The sequence below is a fragment of the Streptomyces fulvoviolaceus genome, from assembly GCF_000718165.1.
In the GTDB taxonomy this organism is placed as follows: Bacteria; Actinomycetota; Actinomycetes; order Streptomycetales; family Streptomycetaceae; genus Streptomyces; species Streptomyces fulvoviolaceus.
Genome location: NZ_JOEY01000107.1, coordinates 1 through 16,279 on the forward strand (window position 1 = coordinate 1; position 16,279 = coordinate 16,279).

The 16,279-nt window shown below is 70.2% G+C and carries 14 protein-coding genes and 1 pseudogene; 5 read left to right on the forward strand and 10 right to left on the reverse strand.

The genetic code is table 11. From position 1 onward, the window contains the following. A partial coding sequence (locus IG08_RS0151985; RefSeq protein ID WP_030621608.1) for a helix-turn-helix transcriptional regulator occupies positions 1-762 on the reverse strand: 762 nt, incomplete at its 3' end. Between the two features lie 296 nt (positions 763-1,058). Between IG08_RS0151985 and IG08_RS0151990 the strand changes: the two genes are divergently transcribed. Together IG08_RS0151990 and IG08_RS0151995 are read left to right on the forward strand one after the other, a co-directional pair. Beyond that, complete coding sequence (locus tag IG08_RS0151990; protein WP_030621609.1) at positions 1,059-1,472, forward strand: (R)-mandelonitrile lyase; 414 nt, start codon at positions 1,059-1,061, stop codon at positions 1,470-1,472. Positions 1,473-1,519: 47 nt separating this feature from the next. Further along, complete coding sequence (locus tag IG08_RS0151995) at positions 1,520-2,554, forward strand: zinc-binding dehydrogenase (protein WP_030621612.1); 1,035 nt, start codon at positions 1,520-1,522, stop codon at positions 2,552-2,554. A gap of 44 nt (positions 2,555-2,598) precedes the next feature. Here the strand turns inward: IG08_RS0151995 and IG08_RS0152000 are convergent, their stop codons facing one another. Continuing rightward, positions 2,599-3,468 carry a helix-turn-helix transcriptional regulator gene (locus IG08_RS0152000; RefSeq protein WP_052425326.1) on the reverse strand — a complete coding sequence of 290 codons (870 nt, stop codon included), beginning with the start codon at positions 3,466-3,468 and terminating at the stop codon, positions 2,599-2,601. Between the two features lie 223 nt (positions 3,469-3,691). On the opposite strand from IG08_RS0152000, the pseudogene IG08_RS55390 reads away from it, so the two are divergent. The 3 genes and pseudogenes from IG08_RS55390 (at position 3,692) to IG08_RS0152015 (ending at position 6,571) form a co-directional block, all read left to right on the forward strand. Then, positions 3,692-5,091: pseudogene (locus IG08_RS55390) on the forward strand (MFS transporter). Next, positions 5,088-5,471, forward strand: coding sequence for a DUF2255 family protein (locus tag IG08_RS0152010; protein ID WP_030621619.1), 384 nt, complete (start codon positions 5,088-5,090; stop codon positions 5,469-5,471). Before IG08_RS55390 ends, IG08_RS0152010 begins: the two are co-directional and overlap by 4 nt. A 56-nt stretch (positions 5,472-5,527) precedes the next feature. After that, positions 5,528-6,571: an NAD(P)-dependent alcohol dehydrogenase gene (locus IG08_RS0152015; RefSeq protein WP_030621621.1), complete on the forward strand. Its 1,044-nt coding sequence runs from the start codon at positions 5,528-5,530 to the stop codon at positions 6,569-6,571. Positions 6,572-6,659: 88 nt separating this feature from the next. On the opposite strand, the gene IG08_RS0152020 is transcribed toward IG08_RS0152015, so the two are convergent. From IG08_RS0152020 to IG08_RS62220, 8 genes are all read right to left on the reverse strand, one after another. Then, positions 6,660-8,465, reverse strand: coding sequence for an RICIN domain-containing protein (locus tag IG08_RS0152020; protein ID WP_030621624.1), 1,806 nt, complete (start codon positions 8,463-8,465; stop codon positions 6,660-6,662). Between the two features lie 47 nt (positions 8,466-8,512). After that, positions 8,513-10,651, reverse strand: coding sequence for a beta-galactosidase (locus IG08_RS0152025; RefSeq protein WP_030621626.1), 2,139 nt, complete (start codon positions 10,649-10,651; stop codon positions 8,513-8,515). Between the two features lie 35 nt (positions 10,652-10,686). Continuing rightward, the gene (locus tag IG08_RS0152030) at positions 10,687-11,619 is read right to left on the reverse strand and encodes a carbohydrate ABC transporter permease (RefSeq protein WP_030621628.1); all 933 of its coding nucleotides are present in this window, start codon (positions 11,617-11,619) and stop codon (positions 10,687-10,689) included. Next, entirely contained in the window at positions 11,616-12,512 is an 897-nt protein-coding gene (locus IG08_RS0152035; RefSeq protein WP_030621630.1) for a carbohydrate ABC transporter permease, read from the reverse strand. Before IG08_RS0152035 ends, IG08_RS0152030 begins: the two co-directional genes overlap by 4 nt. A 1-nt stretch (position 12,513) precedes the next feature. Beyond that, a complete protein-coding gene (locus tag IG08_RS0152040; protein WP_030621631.1) occupies positions 12,514-13,905 on the reverse strand; it encodes an ABC transporter substrate-binding protein in 1,392 nt (463 codons plus the stop codon). A 374-nt stretch (positions 13,906-14,279) separates the two neighbouring features. Then, positions 14,280-15,422 carry a LacI family DNA-binding transcriptional regulator gene (locus IG08_RS0152045; protein ID WP_390898669.1) on the reverse strand — a complete coding sequence of 381 codons (1,143 nt, stop codon included), beginning with the start codon at positions 15,420-15,422 and terminating at the stop codon, positions 14,280-14,282. Between the two features lie 327 nt (positions 15,423-15,749). Then, a complete protein-coding gene (locus IG08_RS62215) occupies positions 15,750-16,031 on the reverse strand; it encodes a carboxymuconolactone decarboxylase family protein (RefSeq protein WP_078656132.1) in 282 nt (93 codons plus the stop codon). Then, complete coding sequence (locus IG08_RS62220) at positions 15,920-16,276, reverse strand: DUF2255 family protein (protein WP_338060206.1); 357 nt, start codon at positions 16,274-16,276, stop codon at positions 15,920-15,922. The genes IG08_RS62215 and IG08_RS62220 overlap by 112 nt, the downstream gene beginning before the upstream one ends. Positions 16,277-16,279: the final 3 nt, after the last annotated feature.

Sequence of the window (16,279 nt, forward strand, 5' to 3'; positions counted from 1 at the left end):
CAGTTCCATGGACTGGTAGCCGAGGGTGAGGTCGCCGACCTCGGGGTGGTGGAACGTCTTGCGGCCGTGGGCGTGGCCCTTGACGTCGTAGCGCTCCCAGAGGCGGGCGAACTCCGGGCTCTTGAGGAGGAGTTCACCGGCGAGCCGGGTCAGGTCGGGGGCGTCCGGATCGGTGCCGGCCAGGGCGCGCAGCCGGGCGACGCAGCCGCGGACCTGGATGTTCCAGTCGTGGAAGAGGCCGCGGGCGGTGGGGTGGAGGAAGACGTAGCGGGCGATGTTGCGCTGCCTGGCCGGCCATTCTTCGATTCCGGAAAGCAGTCTCAGCCCGCTGGGGTTGGCCGCGAGCAGGTCATTGGTACGGCTGACCACATGCGCGGGGTTCGGGCGCAGGTTCTCCAACAGCAGCTTCACGCCCGGCCGGACGGTGCGGCTGGGCGCTGCGGGTCGGTCGGGCGCATTGCGCGCGGCGCGGGCGGCCAGGCTGCGCAGGTGCTCGTGCCCGTCGTCCTCCAGCAGGAGGGCGCGGGCGAGGGAATCGACCACGGACGTGCTGGGCCGGGTCTCCTCGCCGCGCTCCAGGCGGACGTAGTAGTCGATGCTGATCCCGGCCAGGGTGGCCAGTTCCTCGCGGCGCAGCCCGGGCGTACGGCGCGGGCCGGCACCGGCCGTCAGGCCGACCTCCTCCGGGGTCACCCGGGCCCGGCGGGCGCGCAGGAAGCGCCCCAGCTCGGTGCCCCCGCCGTTTGGCTGCTCGCTGTTCATGTCGTCCAGTCTGCGGGCCCCGCACCCTCCGCGGCACAGGCGTGGGGGGCCCTGTCACACCCCGGAATACCACTCCCCGGCACAGCCCGGCCTGCCACGTGGCGCGCGAGGAGAGGAGAGTCGATGGCATCGAAGCTCTCCGTCGCAGACAACGCGGAAACACCGCGGACAGGAGCGTTCTACGCCGGATGGTTCAACGCGACGAGCGCGATCACGGCACCGGAAGACATCGTCGAGAACCGGGTACCGACGCGCAACGGCGACGCAGAGCGAAGCAGGAAGCAAGGAGCGGCACGTTGGAAATCCTCAAGAAGCAGCCCACCGTCAAGGCGCCCGTCGACTGGTTCACCGGGGACGTGTGGTTCGACGTCATCTACGCCGGTCAGGAGCCGTCGCGGATGCGCGCGAACATGGTGCGCTTCTCGCCCTGCGCGCGCACCGACTGGCACTCGCACGCGAGGGGCCAGACCCTCCACATCGTCTCCGGCGCCGCCCTGATCGGCACGCGCGACGGCACGGTCATCGAGGCCCACCCCGGCGACACGATCCACACCCCGCCGGGCGAGGAGCACTGGCACGGCGCCGCCGCGGACCACTTCATGGAGCACCTCGCGATGTGGGAGGGCACCGGCGACGGCAGCCCCGAGACCGAGTGGCTGGAGAAGGTCTCGGACGAGGAGTACGACGCCCCGCGCAGCAGCACCCGCTGAGCGACGGACTCATCCGCATTCCGATCAACACAGCTGGGAGAAGGCTCATGCGAGCAACGCTGATGTACGGCGCCGGAGACGTGCGAGTGGAGAACGTCCCCGACCCGAAGATCCAGAACCCCACCGACGCCGTCGTACGCGTCGTGCGCTCCTGTATCTGCGGCAGCGACCTGTGGCCGTACGGGGCGATGCCCGCCTCCGAGGAGGGCCGGCGCATGGGCCACGAGTTCCTCGGCGTGGTCGAGGAGGTCGGCTCGGAGGTGGCCGGGCTGAAGGCCGGTGACTTGGTGGTCGCCCCCTTCGTCTGGGCGGACAACACCTGCGACTTCTGCAGCGAAGGACTGCACACCTCCTGCCGGCACGGCGGCCAGTGGGGTCCGAACGGTGTGGACGGCGGCCAGGGCGAGGCCGTGCGGGTCCCGCAGGCCCAGGGCACGCTGGTGAAGCTGCCGGTGGCCGAGGACTCGGCTCTGCTGCCGTCCCTGCTGACCCTGTCCGACGTGTACTGCACCGGCCACCACGGCGCGGTGACGTCCAGGGTGGCCCCCGGCAAGTCGGTGACGGTGATCGGCGACGGGGCGGTCGGACTGTGCGCGGTGCTGGCCGCCAAGCGGCTCGGCGCGGAGCAGATCATCCTCATGGGCCGGCACACGGGCCGTACCGACCTGGGACGGGACTTCGGCGCCACCGACGTCGTGGCCGAACGCGGTGCGGAAGGCATCGAGCGCGTCCGGGAGTTGACCGGTGGCGACGGTACGCACGCGGTGATCGAGGCCGTCGGCGCCACGCAGGCGATGGACACGGCGCTGAACATCGTCCGCCACGGTGGTGTGATCAGCCGGCTCGGTGTCGCGCAGTACACCGAGATCCCGCTCGGGTTCGAATCGATGATGGGCAACATCACGGTCACCGGCGGCGCCGCCCCGGCCCGCGCCTACATCGAGGAACTGCTGCCCGGCATCCTTGACGGCACGGTCGATCCCGGCCGGGCCTTCGATCACACCGTCGGCTTCGGCGGCGTACCCGACGGATACCGCGCCATGGCCGACCGGACGGCTCTGAAGGTCCTGATCCGGCCCTGACCGAATTCAGCCCTGACCGACCGAGGCGGAGACGGTCGCCGCCGTCAGGTCCGCTCTTCCTCCGCGGGCTTCAGGTCGGGCTCGGCGGCGGCCATGTCGAGGAGGACCATCTTGTCGTGGTCGGGGGTGCCGGGGGTCGCGTAGTGGGCGACCAGCCGGTGGCCGGGGGTGCCTTCCAACTGCATGGACTGGTACTCGAGGGTGACGATGCCGACGTCCGGGACGTGGAAGGTCTTGCTGCCGTGGGTGTGCGCCCGTACGTCATATTGCTCCCAGAGCTGTGCGAACTCCGGGCTCCCGGCCAGTAGTTCGTCGACGAGCCCGACGAGCCCGACGAGGTCCGGGGCATCCGGGTCGGTGCCGGCCAGGGCGCGCAGACGCCCCACGCAGGCACGGATCTGCTCGTCCCAGTGGTCGAAGACGGTGCGAGCGCCGGGATTGAGGAACACCCAGCGCGCGACGTTGCGCTTCTCGACCGGCCACTGCTCCATCCCCACGAACAGCTGCAGCCCGCCCGGGTTCCAGGCGAGCAGGTCCATGGCGCGACCGACCACGACCGCGGGGTTGGGGCGCAGGCTCTCCAACAGCAGCTTGATCCCGGGGCCCACCGACGAGGTGGGCGCCGTCGAGGGCTCGGGCGCGGTGGTGCGGGCGGCGCACACGGCGAGCTCCTGCAGGTGCTCGTGCTCGCGTTCCTCCACCAGGAGGACACGGGCGAGCGCGCCGACGACGGACGGGCTGGGACGGGCCTCCTTGCCGCGTTCCAGGCGCGTGTAGTAGTCGATGCTCACGCCGGCGAGGGTGGCCGGCTCCTCACGGCGCAGCCCCGGCATGCGCCGCAGGCCGGGGCCGACCTCGAGGCCGACCTCCTCGGGTGTCACCCGTATGTGGTGGGCGCGCAGGAATCGCCCCAGTTCGGTGCCGTCGCTGCCGTTGCGCTGCTCACGTGCCGTGCGGCGAGTGTGTCAGGCCGGGACGGACCCATGTGCTGGGCGTGGGGGGCCCTGTCACACCCCCGAACAGCGCTCCCCGGCACAGCTCGGCCTGCCACGCGACGTGTCCGGCGCGCAGGCTGGACGACGGATGAAGAACTCATTCCGTGTCGAGAACTCGTTTCGTGATTCAGGAGATCCACCTGTGTCCAGTCCCGTCGCGTCGGCCAAGCCGTCCGCCGATACCGCCGCCGAGCAGCGCGGCACCGTGAACGGTGCCCGTTGGGCGCTGGCGGCCGCACTGCTCGGCTTCTTCGTGATGACGCTCGACGCCCTGATCGTCAATGTCGCCCTGCCTGAGATCGGGCGCGGCTTCGGCGGCGGCATGACGGGGTTGCAGTGGGTCGTGGACGGCTACACGCTGATGTTCGCCGCGCTGCTGCTGTCCGCGGGTTCCGTGACCGACCGGATCGGTGCGCGGCAGGCGTTCGGGGCGGGGCTCGTGGTGTTCACCGTCCCTCGGCGGCCTGTGGTTTCGCGCCGAATCTGGGCGTGCTGGTCGTGGCGCGGCTGGTGCAGGGCGCGGGAGCCGCGGTGATCGTGCCGGCCTCGCTGGCGTTGATCCGCGAGGCGTTCCCCGACCCGGCACGGCGTGCCCGGGCGATCTCGGTGTGGGCGATGGGCGGCTCGGTGGGTGCCGCGGCCGGGCCGGTGCTGGGCGGTGTGCTGAGTGAGCTCAGCTGGCGGATGATCTTCTTCGTCAACCTGCCGGTGGGCGTGCTGGCGCTGTTCCTGCTCGCCCGGACCGCCCGCTCGCCCCGCCAGGGAGACGCCCCGTTCGACTGGACCGGGCAGATCGCCGCGGTGGCGGCGATGGGCGGCCTGACCTACGCGGCGATCGAGGCCGGCGCCGTCGGCATGGGCGCGCCGCGCGTGCTGCTCGCCCTGGCGGTGGCTGTGCTGGCGGGGGTGGTCTTCCTTATGGCCCAGGCGCGGGGCCGCAACCCGATGGTGCCGCTGGAACTCCTGCGTGCCCGGACGATGGCGCTCTCGGCGACCATCGGGTTCGCGCTCAACGTCGGCTTCTACGGCATGATCTTCCTGCTCGGCCTGTACCTCCAGCAGGAACAGGACCTGTCGCCGATGGCCACCGGGCTGGCGTTCCTGCCGATGACACTGCTGACCGCGGTCAGCAGTCCGACCGCCGCCCGGCTCGCCGCGAGGTTCGGGGCGCGGATGCCGATCATCACCGGCCAGCTCCTGATGGCCGTCGGCCTGGTGGCGCTCTGCGTCCCGTCGGCATCGGCGCCCGCCTGGCTGCTGGTTGTGCTGATGATCCCGGTCGGAACCGGCGGCGGCCTCGCCGTACCGGCGGTGACCTCGCTGCTTCTCGACCGCGTCCCCGCCCAGCGCGCCGGCACCGCGAGCGGCGTCCTGAACGCCTCCCGCCAGCTCGGCGGCGCCCTGTCCGTGGCCGTCTTCGGCGCCCTGGTCTCGAACCACGCGCACTTCCTGCACGGGCTGCGCACCAGCCTCCTGATCGCCGCGCTGCTCGTGGTCCTGACCGCGGCGGCCTCCGTATTCCTCAAGGAGAAGACCTCATGACCTCGACATCGGCCTGGACGAGCCAGGAGCTCGACAGCATCGAACACGCGGAGGAACTGGAGATCTCCTCCCTGCGGCGCAGCGGCGAGTTGGGCAGCCGGCGGACGATCTGGGTGGTCCGGGTCGGCGACGGCATCTACGTCCGCTCCGTCAACGGCCCCGGCTCCGACTGGTACCGCGGCACCCGCGCCCGCCAGGAAGGCCGTATCCAGGCCGGCGGAGTCGGCAAGGACGTCACGATCATCGACGCCGACGACGAGGTCGACGACGCCGTGGACGCCGCCTACCGGGCCAAGTACGGGCACTACGCCGCGTACATCATCAAGGCCATCACCAGCCCCGAGGCGAGCTCCACCACGATGCGGCTCGAACCCCGCTGACCCAACCCCCGTACGACCAGCAGCAGTTCCACCAGAACCACCAGACCGGAGAAGCCATGCTCACCGTGAATGCCTACGCCGCCACGTCCGCCAAGGAACCCCTCGCGCCCACCACCATCGAGCGCCGTGACGTCGGCCCGCACGACGTCCTCATCGAGATCAGGTTCGCCGGCATCTGCCACTCCGACATCAGCAACGCCCGCAGCGAGTGGGGCCCGTCGACCTACCCCCTGGTCCCCGGCCACGAGATCGCCGGCGTGGTCACCGAGGTCGGCGCCGAGGTCACCCGGCACGCGGTCGGCGACCGGGTCGGTGTCGGCTGCATGGTGAACTCCTGCCGCGAGTGCGCGTCCTGTCTGCGGGGCGAGGAGCAGTACTGCCTCAAGGGCAACACCCTCACCTACGGCGCCGTCGACAAGGACGGCACCCTCACCCAGGGCGGCTACTCCACCCATGTCGTCGTGACCGAGGACTTCGTCGTACGGATCCCCGAGGGCCTCGGCCTCGACGAGGCGGCCCCGCTGCTGTGCGCGGGCATCACCACGTACTCCCCGCTGCGCCGCTGGGGCGCGGGCCCCGGCAAGAGGGTCGCCGTCATCGGTCTCGGCGGCCTCGGCCACATGGCCGTCAAGCTCGCGCACGCGATGGGCGCCGAGGTCACCGTCCTGTCCCAGTCGCTGAAGAAGATGGACGACGGCCTGCGCCTGGGCGCCGACCACTACTTCGCCACCAGCGACCCGGCCACCTTCGAGCAGCTGGCCGGCACCTTCGACCTGATCGTCAACACGGTCAGCGCGAAGCTCGACCTGGACGCCTACCTCGGCCTGCTGGGCGTGAACGGCGCCCTGGTCAACGTCGGCGCCCCCGCCGAGCCGCTGTCGCTCCAGGTGTTCTCGCTGATCCTGCAGGGCCGGTCGTTCGCCGGTTCGCTGATCGGCGGCATTCGCGAGACCCAGGAGATGCTCGACTTCTGCGCCGAGCACGGCATCGGCTCCGAGATCGAGGTCATCCCGGCCGAGAAGATCAACGAGGCGTACGAGCGAGTGCTGGCCTCCGATGTGCGGTACCGGTTCGTCATCGACACCTCGACGCTGAACTGACCGCACCGGCATGAGACCACCCCGTACGAGGAGCCGCGCCCCCGAGAGCCCTCGTACGGGGTGTCGCCGACCGCGAAGGCCGGAGCGCCTACTGGACGAGCTCCCAGTCCTGCGAGCCGTCCGTGGCCGCGTTCTGCAAGGTCAGCGGCGCACCGTCGGACGCACCGGTCAGGTACAGGCTCGTGTTCTTGACCGACTGCAGTCTGTAGAACCCGTCGCTGGTCCTGATCAGGTTCCAGCTGCCGGTGGCGCTGTTGTCGACCCATTGGCCGATCCGTTGGCCGGCCGTCGCGTTGCCCGTCCAGATGGCCGCCGCGCGGCCGCCCGACTTGTTCAGCAGGGTTGTGCCGCCGTTCGGTTCGGTCACCACGTGCCAGTACTGGGTGTCCGGGTTCGCCGCCGCGCCGGGGTCCTCCAGGACGACGTCGGGAACGTCGCCGTTGCCGAGGTTCGCGTCGTTGGTGTTGTTCCCGGTACCGATCACCTGGTCGGTCCTGCGGTTGACCAACTGGTAGTAGGCGCCGGCCGATCGGCCGAGGTCGACCTCGGCGTAGGCGAGCGTCGAGGTGCCCTGGTTGTTGAGGATCGCGATGCGGCCGGTGCCCTCGACGTACTGCAGGTTGCGGCTGTAACCGGCCGGTGACGTCGTCTGGTACTCCTTCCACGTGCCGTCGCTGCGTCCGCTCTCGTTGACCCAGACGCTGCCGCTGCCGGCCGCGTTGTAGACCAGGCGCCCGCCGGGCAGCCTGATGATCACCGGACTGCCGTTCCTGGCGAGCGGACGGGAACCGGTGTCGACCGGCAGGGAGGCGACGTCCGTGCCGGTGGCGGAACCGCGGTAGAACTCCAACGGGTTGTCGGCGACCACGTACCTGGTGTTGGCTCCGCCGCCCCAGTACTCGAAGGGGAGCATCCACTTGCCGTCGGTCGTGCGCACGACGTTCGTCATGCCCGGCCGGCCGCCGCCGATCTCCGTCTTGCCGCCTCCCATGTTCTGGGTCAGTCCGGCGACGTCGACGACGGGTGCGCTCCACTGCGCACTACGACCGTCCCAGGTCTTGTGGGCGAGGATCTGGCCCAGGGAGTCCGTGGCCGTGTCGTTGGCGGGGTCCAGCGTCGGGACGCCGGTGCTCGCGTTGAAGCCGGTGTAGTCGTTCTCGTCGGAGTAGTAGCAGACGAGTTGGCCCTTGTAGACCATCAGGTACGGCTCCCACAGGGGATCCACCTGCTTGTTCGTGTTCGCGGCGGCGATGTTCTGCCCGGTCGCGCCCGCGCTGCCGCCCTGCCAGCCGCCGGTTGCGACGATGTTGAGGACCTTCCACGTCGCGCCTTCGTCGGTGCTGGAGTACAGGGCGATCGCCAGGTCCTTGCGGTCCCCGTCGTTGGACGGCGTCCAGTTCGGGTCGGCCGCCTTGTGCTCCTTGTAGTAGTAGTCGTCGCCCGACACGACGCTCGCGAGGAGCAGTGTGCCCTGCTTCAGGTTCCCGACGTCCTGCGGAAGCGTGTAGAGGTACGGGTTCGTCCAATTGCTCGTGTACTTCGCGTACTTGGAGTCGCTGGAGAGGTACGCGGGAGCCTTGACCTCCGACAGCGGCTGCCACGACGTGCCGTGGTCGTCGCTCTTGTACACGGGGAGAGTCTGTCTGTCGGCGCTGCCCGTCGCCGACACGACCGTGGACTTCTCGAACGACGCGACCAGACGCCCGCTCGGCAGCTGCGCCGACTTCGGGTAGATCGCGCAGTTGCCCCGCCCCTTCAGACACGGTTCGCTGCCGAGCTGGTAGAGGATTCCGCCCGTCGGGTTGTACGCCTGTGCACTGGAGGCGGGTATCGCCAGCATCGCTGATGCCGCGACGAAGGTTCCCAGCGCTTTTCCTGCTCTTCTTCTGTGCATTGCCCCTCCTCGGGGGATGGCCACGGTGGTGCCGGTAAGGGGGCGGATCAGGAGACGAGTACGCGGACGTCCCAGGCGCCGAGGTTTAGTGCTGTGCCCGCGGGGAGAGAGGTGCCGGTCACTGCGTCGGTGAGGTCCACCGGGGCGGGGACGCTCGCGGGTTCCCAGCTCCAGTTGTGGACGATGTGGACGCGGCGTCCGTCGGGTGAGGTGCCGGTCGTCGCGGTCACGGAGGCCGGGAGGTCCTGCCAGGCGTTGCGGGGGGCCGGTGCCAACCAGGTGGCCAGGGTCCGGGCAAGATCGCGGCCGGGGATGGTGCCGACGGTGGTCACGCGGCCCTGGCCGTGGCGGCGGGTGGTGACCGCGGGCCAGCGGCCGAAGTGCGGGTGGTCGTACTCGACGAGGACGTCGGCGTCGGTGACGGTCAGGCCGTCCGCCCAGTGGGTCGCCGTCGCGCCCGCCGGCAGGTCGAACGGTCCGCCGGACGCCGACCGCACGGGGACCTCTCGTACGAGGTTGCTGAACTCGTCGTACTGGACGCCCGCGGCCTCCACCAGCCGTCCGGGCGCCGGCTCGTGCCGGGCCCGCGCCTCGTGGTCGGCGTAGCCGGTGCGCGGGCCGAGGACCAGGTGGCCGCCTGCTTCCGCGTAGGCCGCGAGCCAGTCGAGCGTCGAGTCGGCGGCGACGTACAACGCCGGGACGACGAGGACGGGGTGGCGGCGGACGGCCTCCTCGGGCGTCAGGCCTTCCCGCTCGCCGCGCGGGTCGTGCAGCTGGCGGGCGTGGACGATGCGGACCTGGCGGCCGGAGTCGAAGGCGCCGCGGTAGAAGGGGTCGAAGATGCGGTGGTAGGCGGTCGGGTCGGGTTCTCCCTCCGGCTTGGCGAGAGGCGGGTACTTCTGCATCAGCCATTTGCTCGGCGTCGAGTACACCATCGTGATGTCGGCGTCCGGTTCGAGCCCGGCCACCAGCGGGCCCGCGGCGTCGAACTCCGCGCCCAGCCGGGCCAGTTCGGCGTAGGTGCGGCCGGGCTGTCCGGTGTGGGGCAGGATGCCGCCCCAGTAGGTCTCCGCCCCGAAGTGCAGCGTGTGCCAGTGCCAGTACTCGATCATGCGGGCCCCGCGCCCGACCAGCGCCCAGGCGGCCTGGCGCCACTGGCCGTCGTAGGCGGGGCGGTTGTCCCACGGCATGCCGATGGAGCCGGCGTTGGTCTCGGTGACCAGGAAGGGCTCCTGGCGGGAGGAGAACATCCAGTCCGCGGTCTGGTACAGCGCCCAGACGCCGGTGGTCTGCCAGATCTGCTCGTGACCGTCGGGCGTGGGGTCGGGCAGCAGCAGATCGTCCTGCATGCCGTAGTACGCGTTGCCGGTGGCGATGTCGAGCCGGTCGGTCAGCTCGTCGTCCTCGACTCCGGGGCGCTTGTAGGAGATGCAGGTGGTGACGAACTGCTCGGGCCGGGCGTACTCGCGGACGATGTCGGCCTGCCAGCCGATGAACTCGGTGACCTGCCGGGCCTGGAACTCCCGCCAGGCGACGTCGTACTGCGGCTGGGCGTTGCCGTCCGGGGTCCACAGGTCGGCCCAGGTCGACAACCGGTGCGACCAATAGACCAGCCCCCACTCGCGGTTGAGGGTCTCGACGTCGCCGTACTTGTCGCGCAGATGGTCGGTGAAGCGCTGGAAGACGCCGTGGTTGTGGAAGAGCTCCAGGCCGGGTTCGTTGTCGACCTGGAAGCCGATGACCGCCGGGTGGCCGACGTACCGGGCGACGATCTTGCGGATGATCCGCTCGGCGTGGAAGCGGAACGCGGGGTGGGTGAAGTCGACTTCCTGGCGGGCGCCCCAGCCGATGCGCTCGCCGGTGCGCCGCTCGCCGGTGATCTCGGGGTACTGACGGGCGAGCCACGGCGGGACGGCGTACGTGGGGGTGCCGAGGACGACGGAGATGCCGCGCTCGTGGGCGCCGTCGAGGACCGGCTGGAGCCAGTCGAGGTCGAAGCGGCCGCTCGTAGGCTCCCAGGTCGACCACACCGACTCACCGACCCGGATGACGGTGACATGCGCGTCGGACATCAGGTCCAGGTCGGTCTTGAGGCGCTCGTCGGGCCGCAGTTCGGGGTCGTAGGAAGGCGTGTACTCGTGGTAGTACGCGGCGCCGAAGAGGACGCGGGCAGGCAGAGCCGCCATGAAGGAAACCTCCGGAGGAAAGTGGGGGAGTTGGGCTACTGCTTGACGCCGCCGGCGGCCAGACCGCTCTGCCAGTACCGCTGGAGCAGCAGGAAGGCCACGACGAGGGGCAGGATCGAGATCAGGGAGCCGGTCACGACGAGCGCGAGCATGTCGCTGCTGGCGCCGGCCCCGCCGTTCTGGGCTTGCGCGGCCCAGGAGGACAGGCCGACCGTGATCGGGTAGAGGTCCGGGTCGTTGAGCATGATCAGCGGCAGGAAGTAGTTGTTCCAGGTCGCCACCAGCGTGAACAGCAGGACGGTCACCAGGCCCGGCGCGAGCAGGCGCAGAGCGATCGTGAAGAAGATCCGGGCTTCCCCGGCGCCGTCGATGCGGGCGGCCTCCAGGATGCTGTCGGGCACGGCGTCCTGGGCGTAGACGCGCATCAGGTACAGGCCGAACGGGTTGACCAGGGAGGGCAGGATGATCGCCCAGGGCGTGTTGACCAGGCCCGCCTCGGCGAAGAGCAGATAGGTCGGGATCGCCAGGGCGGTGGTCGGGACCATGACTGCGCCGAGGACCAGGTTGAAGCCGAACCGGTCGCCGCGGAAACGGAACTTGGCGAAGCCGTACCCGGCCGCGGCCGCGAGCAGGGCGGCACCGACGGAGCTCACCACGGCGTACATCACCGTGTTGAGCAGCCAGTGCACGAAGACTCCGTCGTCCTGGGTGAAGGTCGCCTTGATGTTCGCCAGCAGTTGCGGAGCGTCGGAGAACCACAGGCCGAAGCTGTTGAACAGGTCCTGGGTGCTCTTGGTGGAGGCGATCAGCAGCCAGAACAGGGGGAGGAGGAAGTAGGCCAGGGCGGCCAGCATGGCGATCGTCAGCGGGGTGCTGCGGCGTGAACGGGAACGGCGGCGTCGCCGAGGTGCGACAGGAACCGTGTCCGTCACCGCGACGGCGGTGACCGTGGGGGTCGTGGTCGTCACGGGGTCCTCCTGCGGTTCGCGGTGAGCAGGACGGCGTAGGAGGCGATCACGATGACGAGGCCGAGGAGGAAGGACACCGTGGCCGCGTAGTTGACCTGCTGGCCGGTGAAGGCGAGGGAGTAGGCGTAGAGGTTGGCGGTGTAGGAGCTGCTGATGACGTCCGGTGCGACCTTCATCAGCAGGTTCGGTTCGTTGAAGAGCTGGAAGCTGCCGATGACGGAGAACAGCAGGGTGAGCAGCAACGCCGGCTTGAGCGCGGGGAGTTTGACGGACCAGGCGATCCGCCAGGCGCCGGCGCCGTCCATGGCGGCCGCCTCGTACAGCTCGTGCGGGATGGTGCGCAGGGCGGCGTACAGGATGATCATGTTGTAGCCGACGAACTCCCAGGTCACGATGTTCGCCAGACTGCCGAGCATCCAGCCCTCGCTGAGGAAGCCGGGGACCGGCAGGTCCAGGTTCCGGCTCAGCTGGGCGAACGGGCCGAAGTCCGGGCCGTAGAGGTAGCCCCACATGAGCGCGGCGACCACGCTCGGCACGGCGTACGGCACGAAGATGCCCAGCCGGATCACCCGAGCGAGCCGCAGCAGACCGCTGTCCAGCGCGAGGGCGAACAGCAGCGCCAGCAGCAGCATCACCGGGACCTGGATCACGAAGAACAGCGCGACGCGTCCGACGCCGTGGATGAGCAGCGGATCCTGGACGGCCTTGACGTAGTTGTCCAGCCCGACGAACGCCGTGCCGCCGATGAGGCGTTCCTGGAACAGGCTGAGGTAGGCGGCGTAGCCGAGCGGGGCCAGGAAGAGCAGGAGGAAGAGCACCATGAACGGTGCGACGAACAGCGGCCCTGCCGCACGGCGCTTCCCCTTGGCCGGGGCCGCGGTGGTGGCACCCATCTCAGCTCCCCTTGACGGTGAAGCCCTGGCCCTTGGCGTACGTCGTCAGTCGCGACTGCCACGTGCCGAGCGCGCGGACGGTGTCGGTCTTGTCGGCGAGGGACTTGCCGACCGTCTCCGTCCAGTCGGTGGCCGCCTGGTCGAGGAACGGCGGCCACTGGAAGGAGGAGTTGACCGTGGAACTGATGTCGGCGAACAGCTGGTTGACCTTCTGGCCGCCGTAGAACGACGGCGCCTGGCCGACGAACTCGGCGTCCGTGAGCAGGGCCTTGGTCGCCGGGAAGAAGAACTGCTCGGTGGCGAACATCCGCGCGCTGGCCGGGTCGGTGTTCAGGAACTTCGCGAACTCGGCTGCCGCGATGGGGTTCTTGGTCGAGCGGATGACGGCGGTGGTCGAGCCGCCCCAGTTGCCCGAGCTCGGCTTGGCGGCGTCCCACTGAGGCAGCGGGGCCGCCCGCCACTTGCCCGCGGTGGCCTTGGCGGAGCCGGAGAGGAAGACGGGCCCCCAGGCGGCGGTGAGCCAGGTGGCGTACTTGCCCTTGTTGAGCGCGGCGTACCAGGCGTCGGTGAAGTCCGGCTCGACGCCGATGACCCCCTCCTTCGCGAGCCCGCCCCAGTACTCGCCGAGCTTCCTGGAGACGGCGTCGTCGACGCTGATGGTGAGGTCGCTCTTGCCGTCGGTCACATAGGGCTTGGCGCCCGCCTGCCACTGCAGGCCGTGCCAGGCGGCGGGCTGGTTCGCCGCGAGGTTGGTGAGGTAGACGTCGGGGTCGGCCTTGTGGAGCTTCCGTGCCGCCGCGGCGAACTCGTCCCAGGTCCCCGGGACTTCGATGCCGTGCTCGTCGAAGATGTCCTGCCGGTACAGCATGCCCATCGGGCCGGTGTCCTGGGGGATCGCCCACACCTCGCCGTCGCTGCCGCTGACCTGGCCCCAAGTCCAGTCGACGAACTGCTCCTTGAGCGCGGAGGCACCGTAAGGGCGAAGGTCCAGCAGGCTGTTGGTGATCGTGAAGGTCGGGATGGCCTGGTACTCGATCTGCACCATGTCCGGAGCGCCACTGCCCGCCTTGAGCGCCGTACGCAACTTGGTGTACTGCGGGGTGCCCTGGCCGGCGTTGACGATCTTGACCTTGACGGCCGGGTACTTCTTCTCGAAGAGCGCGATCTCCTTGGCGATGTTCGGGACCCAGGTCCAGAACGTCAGCTCGGTCGGCGTCTTCATCGCCTTGTCGATGTCGGCCTGGCTGACCGGCTTCGCGGCCGCGGAGGAACCGCCGGAGTCACCGCCGCCGCAAGCCGTGAGGGCGGCGCCGAGCGACAGAGCGCCCGTCGCGGTGAGGAACAGGCGACGGTTCATGGAGGAGGAACTGGCGAAGGACCCGGATATGGGCATGGTGAACTCCCGCCGATGGCGAAGGGGACAGCACGCCGAGGGAGGGCGTGCGGGAAGGGATGACGAAGGAGAAAACAGGCGTGGGCGCGACGATCTGGGCGTCGAAGCCGACGGGTTCGGGAAGCGCGGCTGCGCGGACTGCGACCGGTGTACGGCACGCAGGTGTGTGCGGGACGGGCCGCAGTGCGCTGCGGCCATGCGGCTCGAGAGCCACTGGGTGAAGGGAATGCCCGCGCCGCCCGGGTGGCGGGGTCGTCCGCGGTGGCGGGGACGCGGTCGGGCTGGGCAGGGGCTGAACCACGGCCAGTACGGCGGCCGGCCCCTGGGCTCACGCGCCGGGTCCGGGCTCCGAAGCCCGAACTGATCGGCGCCGTTCAGTGGTGGGTGGACGGGCCCTTCTCCGGGAGCGGGAGACCGGACGCCTCTCCACGGGATCGGGAGGCGCTATGTCGGCGGCGTCCCGGTGGCGTCCGGGGCGGCGGGGGCTGGGTCGAAGCACGGACGATGAGGTCGACCGGTGGGGCGCTCGCCGGCAGAGCCTCTGCCTGTGGGTTCTCGATGGCGTGTACGAGTCGCTTGAGCCCCTCCTGCGCCACCGTGTCGAACGGCTGTCGCACCGTGGTCAGGGGAGGCGTCACATAGGCGGCGACCGGGATGTCGTCGAAGCCGACGACGCTGACGTCCTCCGGCACACTCCGGCCGGCTTCCGTCAGGGCCCGGATCAGGCCGATGGCCATGTCGTCGTTGGCGGCGAACACCGCCGTCACCTCGGGGTCGGCGGCCAGTTCCCGGCCCGCCGCGTAGCCGGAGGCGGCCGACCAGTCGCCCTGGATGACCGGCGGCTCGGTCCTGTCGTGCGCGGCCAGTGCCGCCCGCCATCCCTCGAGACGGTCCTTCGCGGCGTACCACCGCTGGGGACCGGCGAGGTGATGGACCGTCGGATGCCCCAGGTCCAGCAGATGCTCGACGGCCGCCCGCGCCATCCGGTCGGCGCCGCGTCCCCCGAACAACACCGTGGAGGCCGCGAAGGGCTGCGGCGCGCCGAGGACCAGAACCGGCACGTCGACGGGGACGGAGAGCTCTCCTGCGCCGCCGTCCTCATCGATCGGCTCGGAGATGACGATGCCGTCCACGCCCTGGTCGAGGAGCGAGTCGACGGCGCCGGCGAGGCCCGCCGGGTCGCCTTCCATCGTGTTGACCACGCGGAGCGCGTAGCCCGTGTCCCGGACGACCCGCTCCACACCCATGAGCAGCGAGGCGGGGCCGTACAGGGCCGTGCCGAGTGTCACCACGCCGATCGAGCGGGTCCGCCCGGAAGCCAGCGCCCGGGCGGCGTTGTTGCGCCGGTAGCCGAGCTGCTCGGCGGCGTCGAGGACGCGCCGGCGTACGTCGACGGAGACGTACGGCTCGTCGTTGAAGACCCTCGACACCGTCTTCTGCGAGACCCCGGCCACACGGGCCACGTCCACGCTGCGCGGCGCGCCGGGGCTTCCGTCCCGTCCTGTACCTCGCGTCATGAAGTCTCCCGATGGCCGCACGATCGAGCCCGATTCTGTCAGACGCCGTTTGTCTGACTGCGCTGTCATGTCTACGCAGTCATACGGTGGCCGTCAAGAGTTCGGAACGTATCCGTAACGTTCCGTCGGGGCCGGGCCCCCGACAGGACCGGGGCCGTGGCGGCGGACAACCGGCGCCGACAGTGGCGTGGGGCCCTGTCACACCCCGGAACAGCACTCCCTGGCACGGCACGGTCTCCCAGCTGGTGAGCAGAGGCAGAAGACTGCACCTGGCTTCGCCATGCGGCTGCTCGGCCGCTGAGGCAGCCACCGGCCGGCCACCGTCGACTACGACGACCCCGGCAGCTTCCACTCGATCGACGAGCAGACCGCGGGCTGTGGCCGCCTCGCCCACGACCCGGCCATCCCGCCCGCCCTGTGGAACGCCAAGTGCGTGAGGGCCTCGACGAGTTCGTCCTGGCTCAGCCCGTTCTGCAGTGCCGGACGCAGATGGCTGTTCAGCTGCTCGGGGCGGTAGGTCGCCGCCGGCACGGAGACGGTGATCGGGCTGCGGTCGCGCGGGGAGAGGCCCTCGCGCTTCCATACGTCGCCGAACAGCACCTCGTCCATCGTGAACCTTCCTTGAGTGGCCCCGTGCGGTCAGCGGGGTGCGAGGCGGATCGTGGACTGGCGGGACTGCTCGGTGAGGACGTGGTCGACGATGCCCGTGTACGAGCCGTACTTACGGCGGTAGGCGGCGTCGACGCCGGCTGGAAGCCGACGTCCTTGTGCACGCCGCCCGAGCTGATCCGGCCCTGGCGGCGGGCCGCGGCGCCACGGAACCAGGGCCCGTTCCTGCCCTTCACGGAACGCACGTA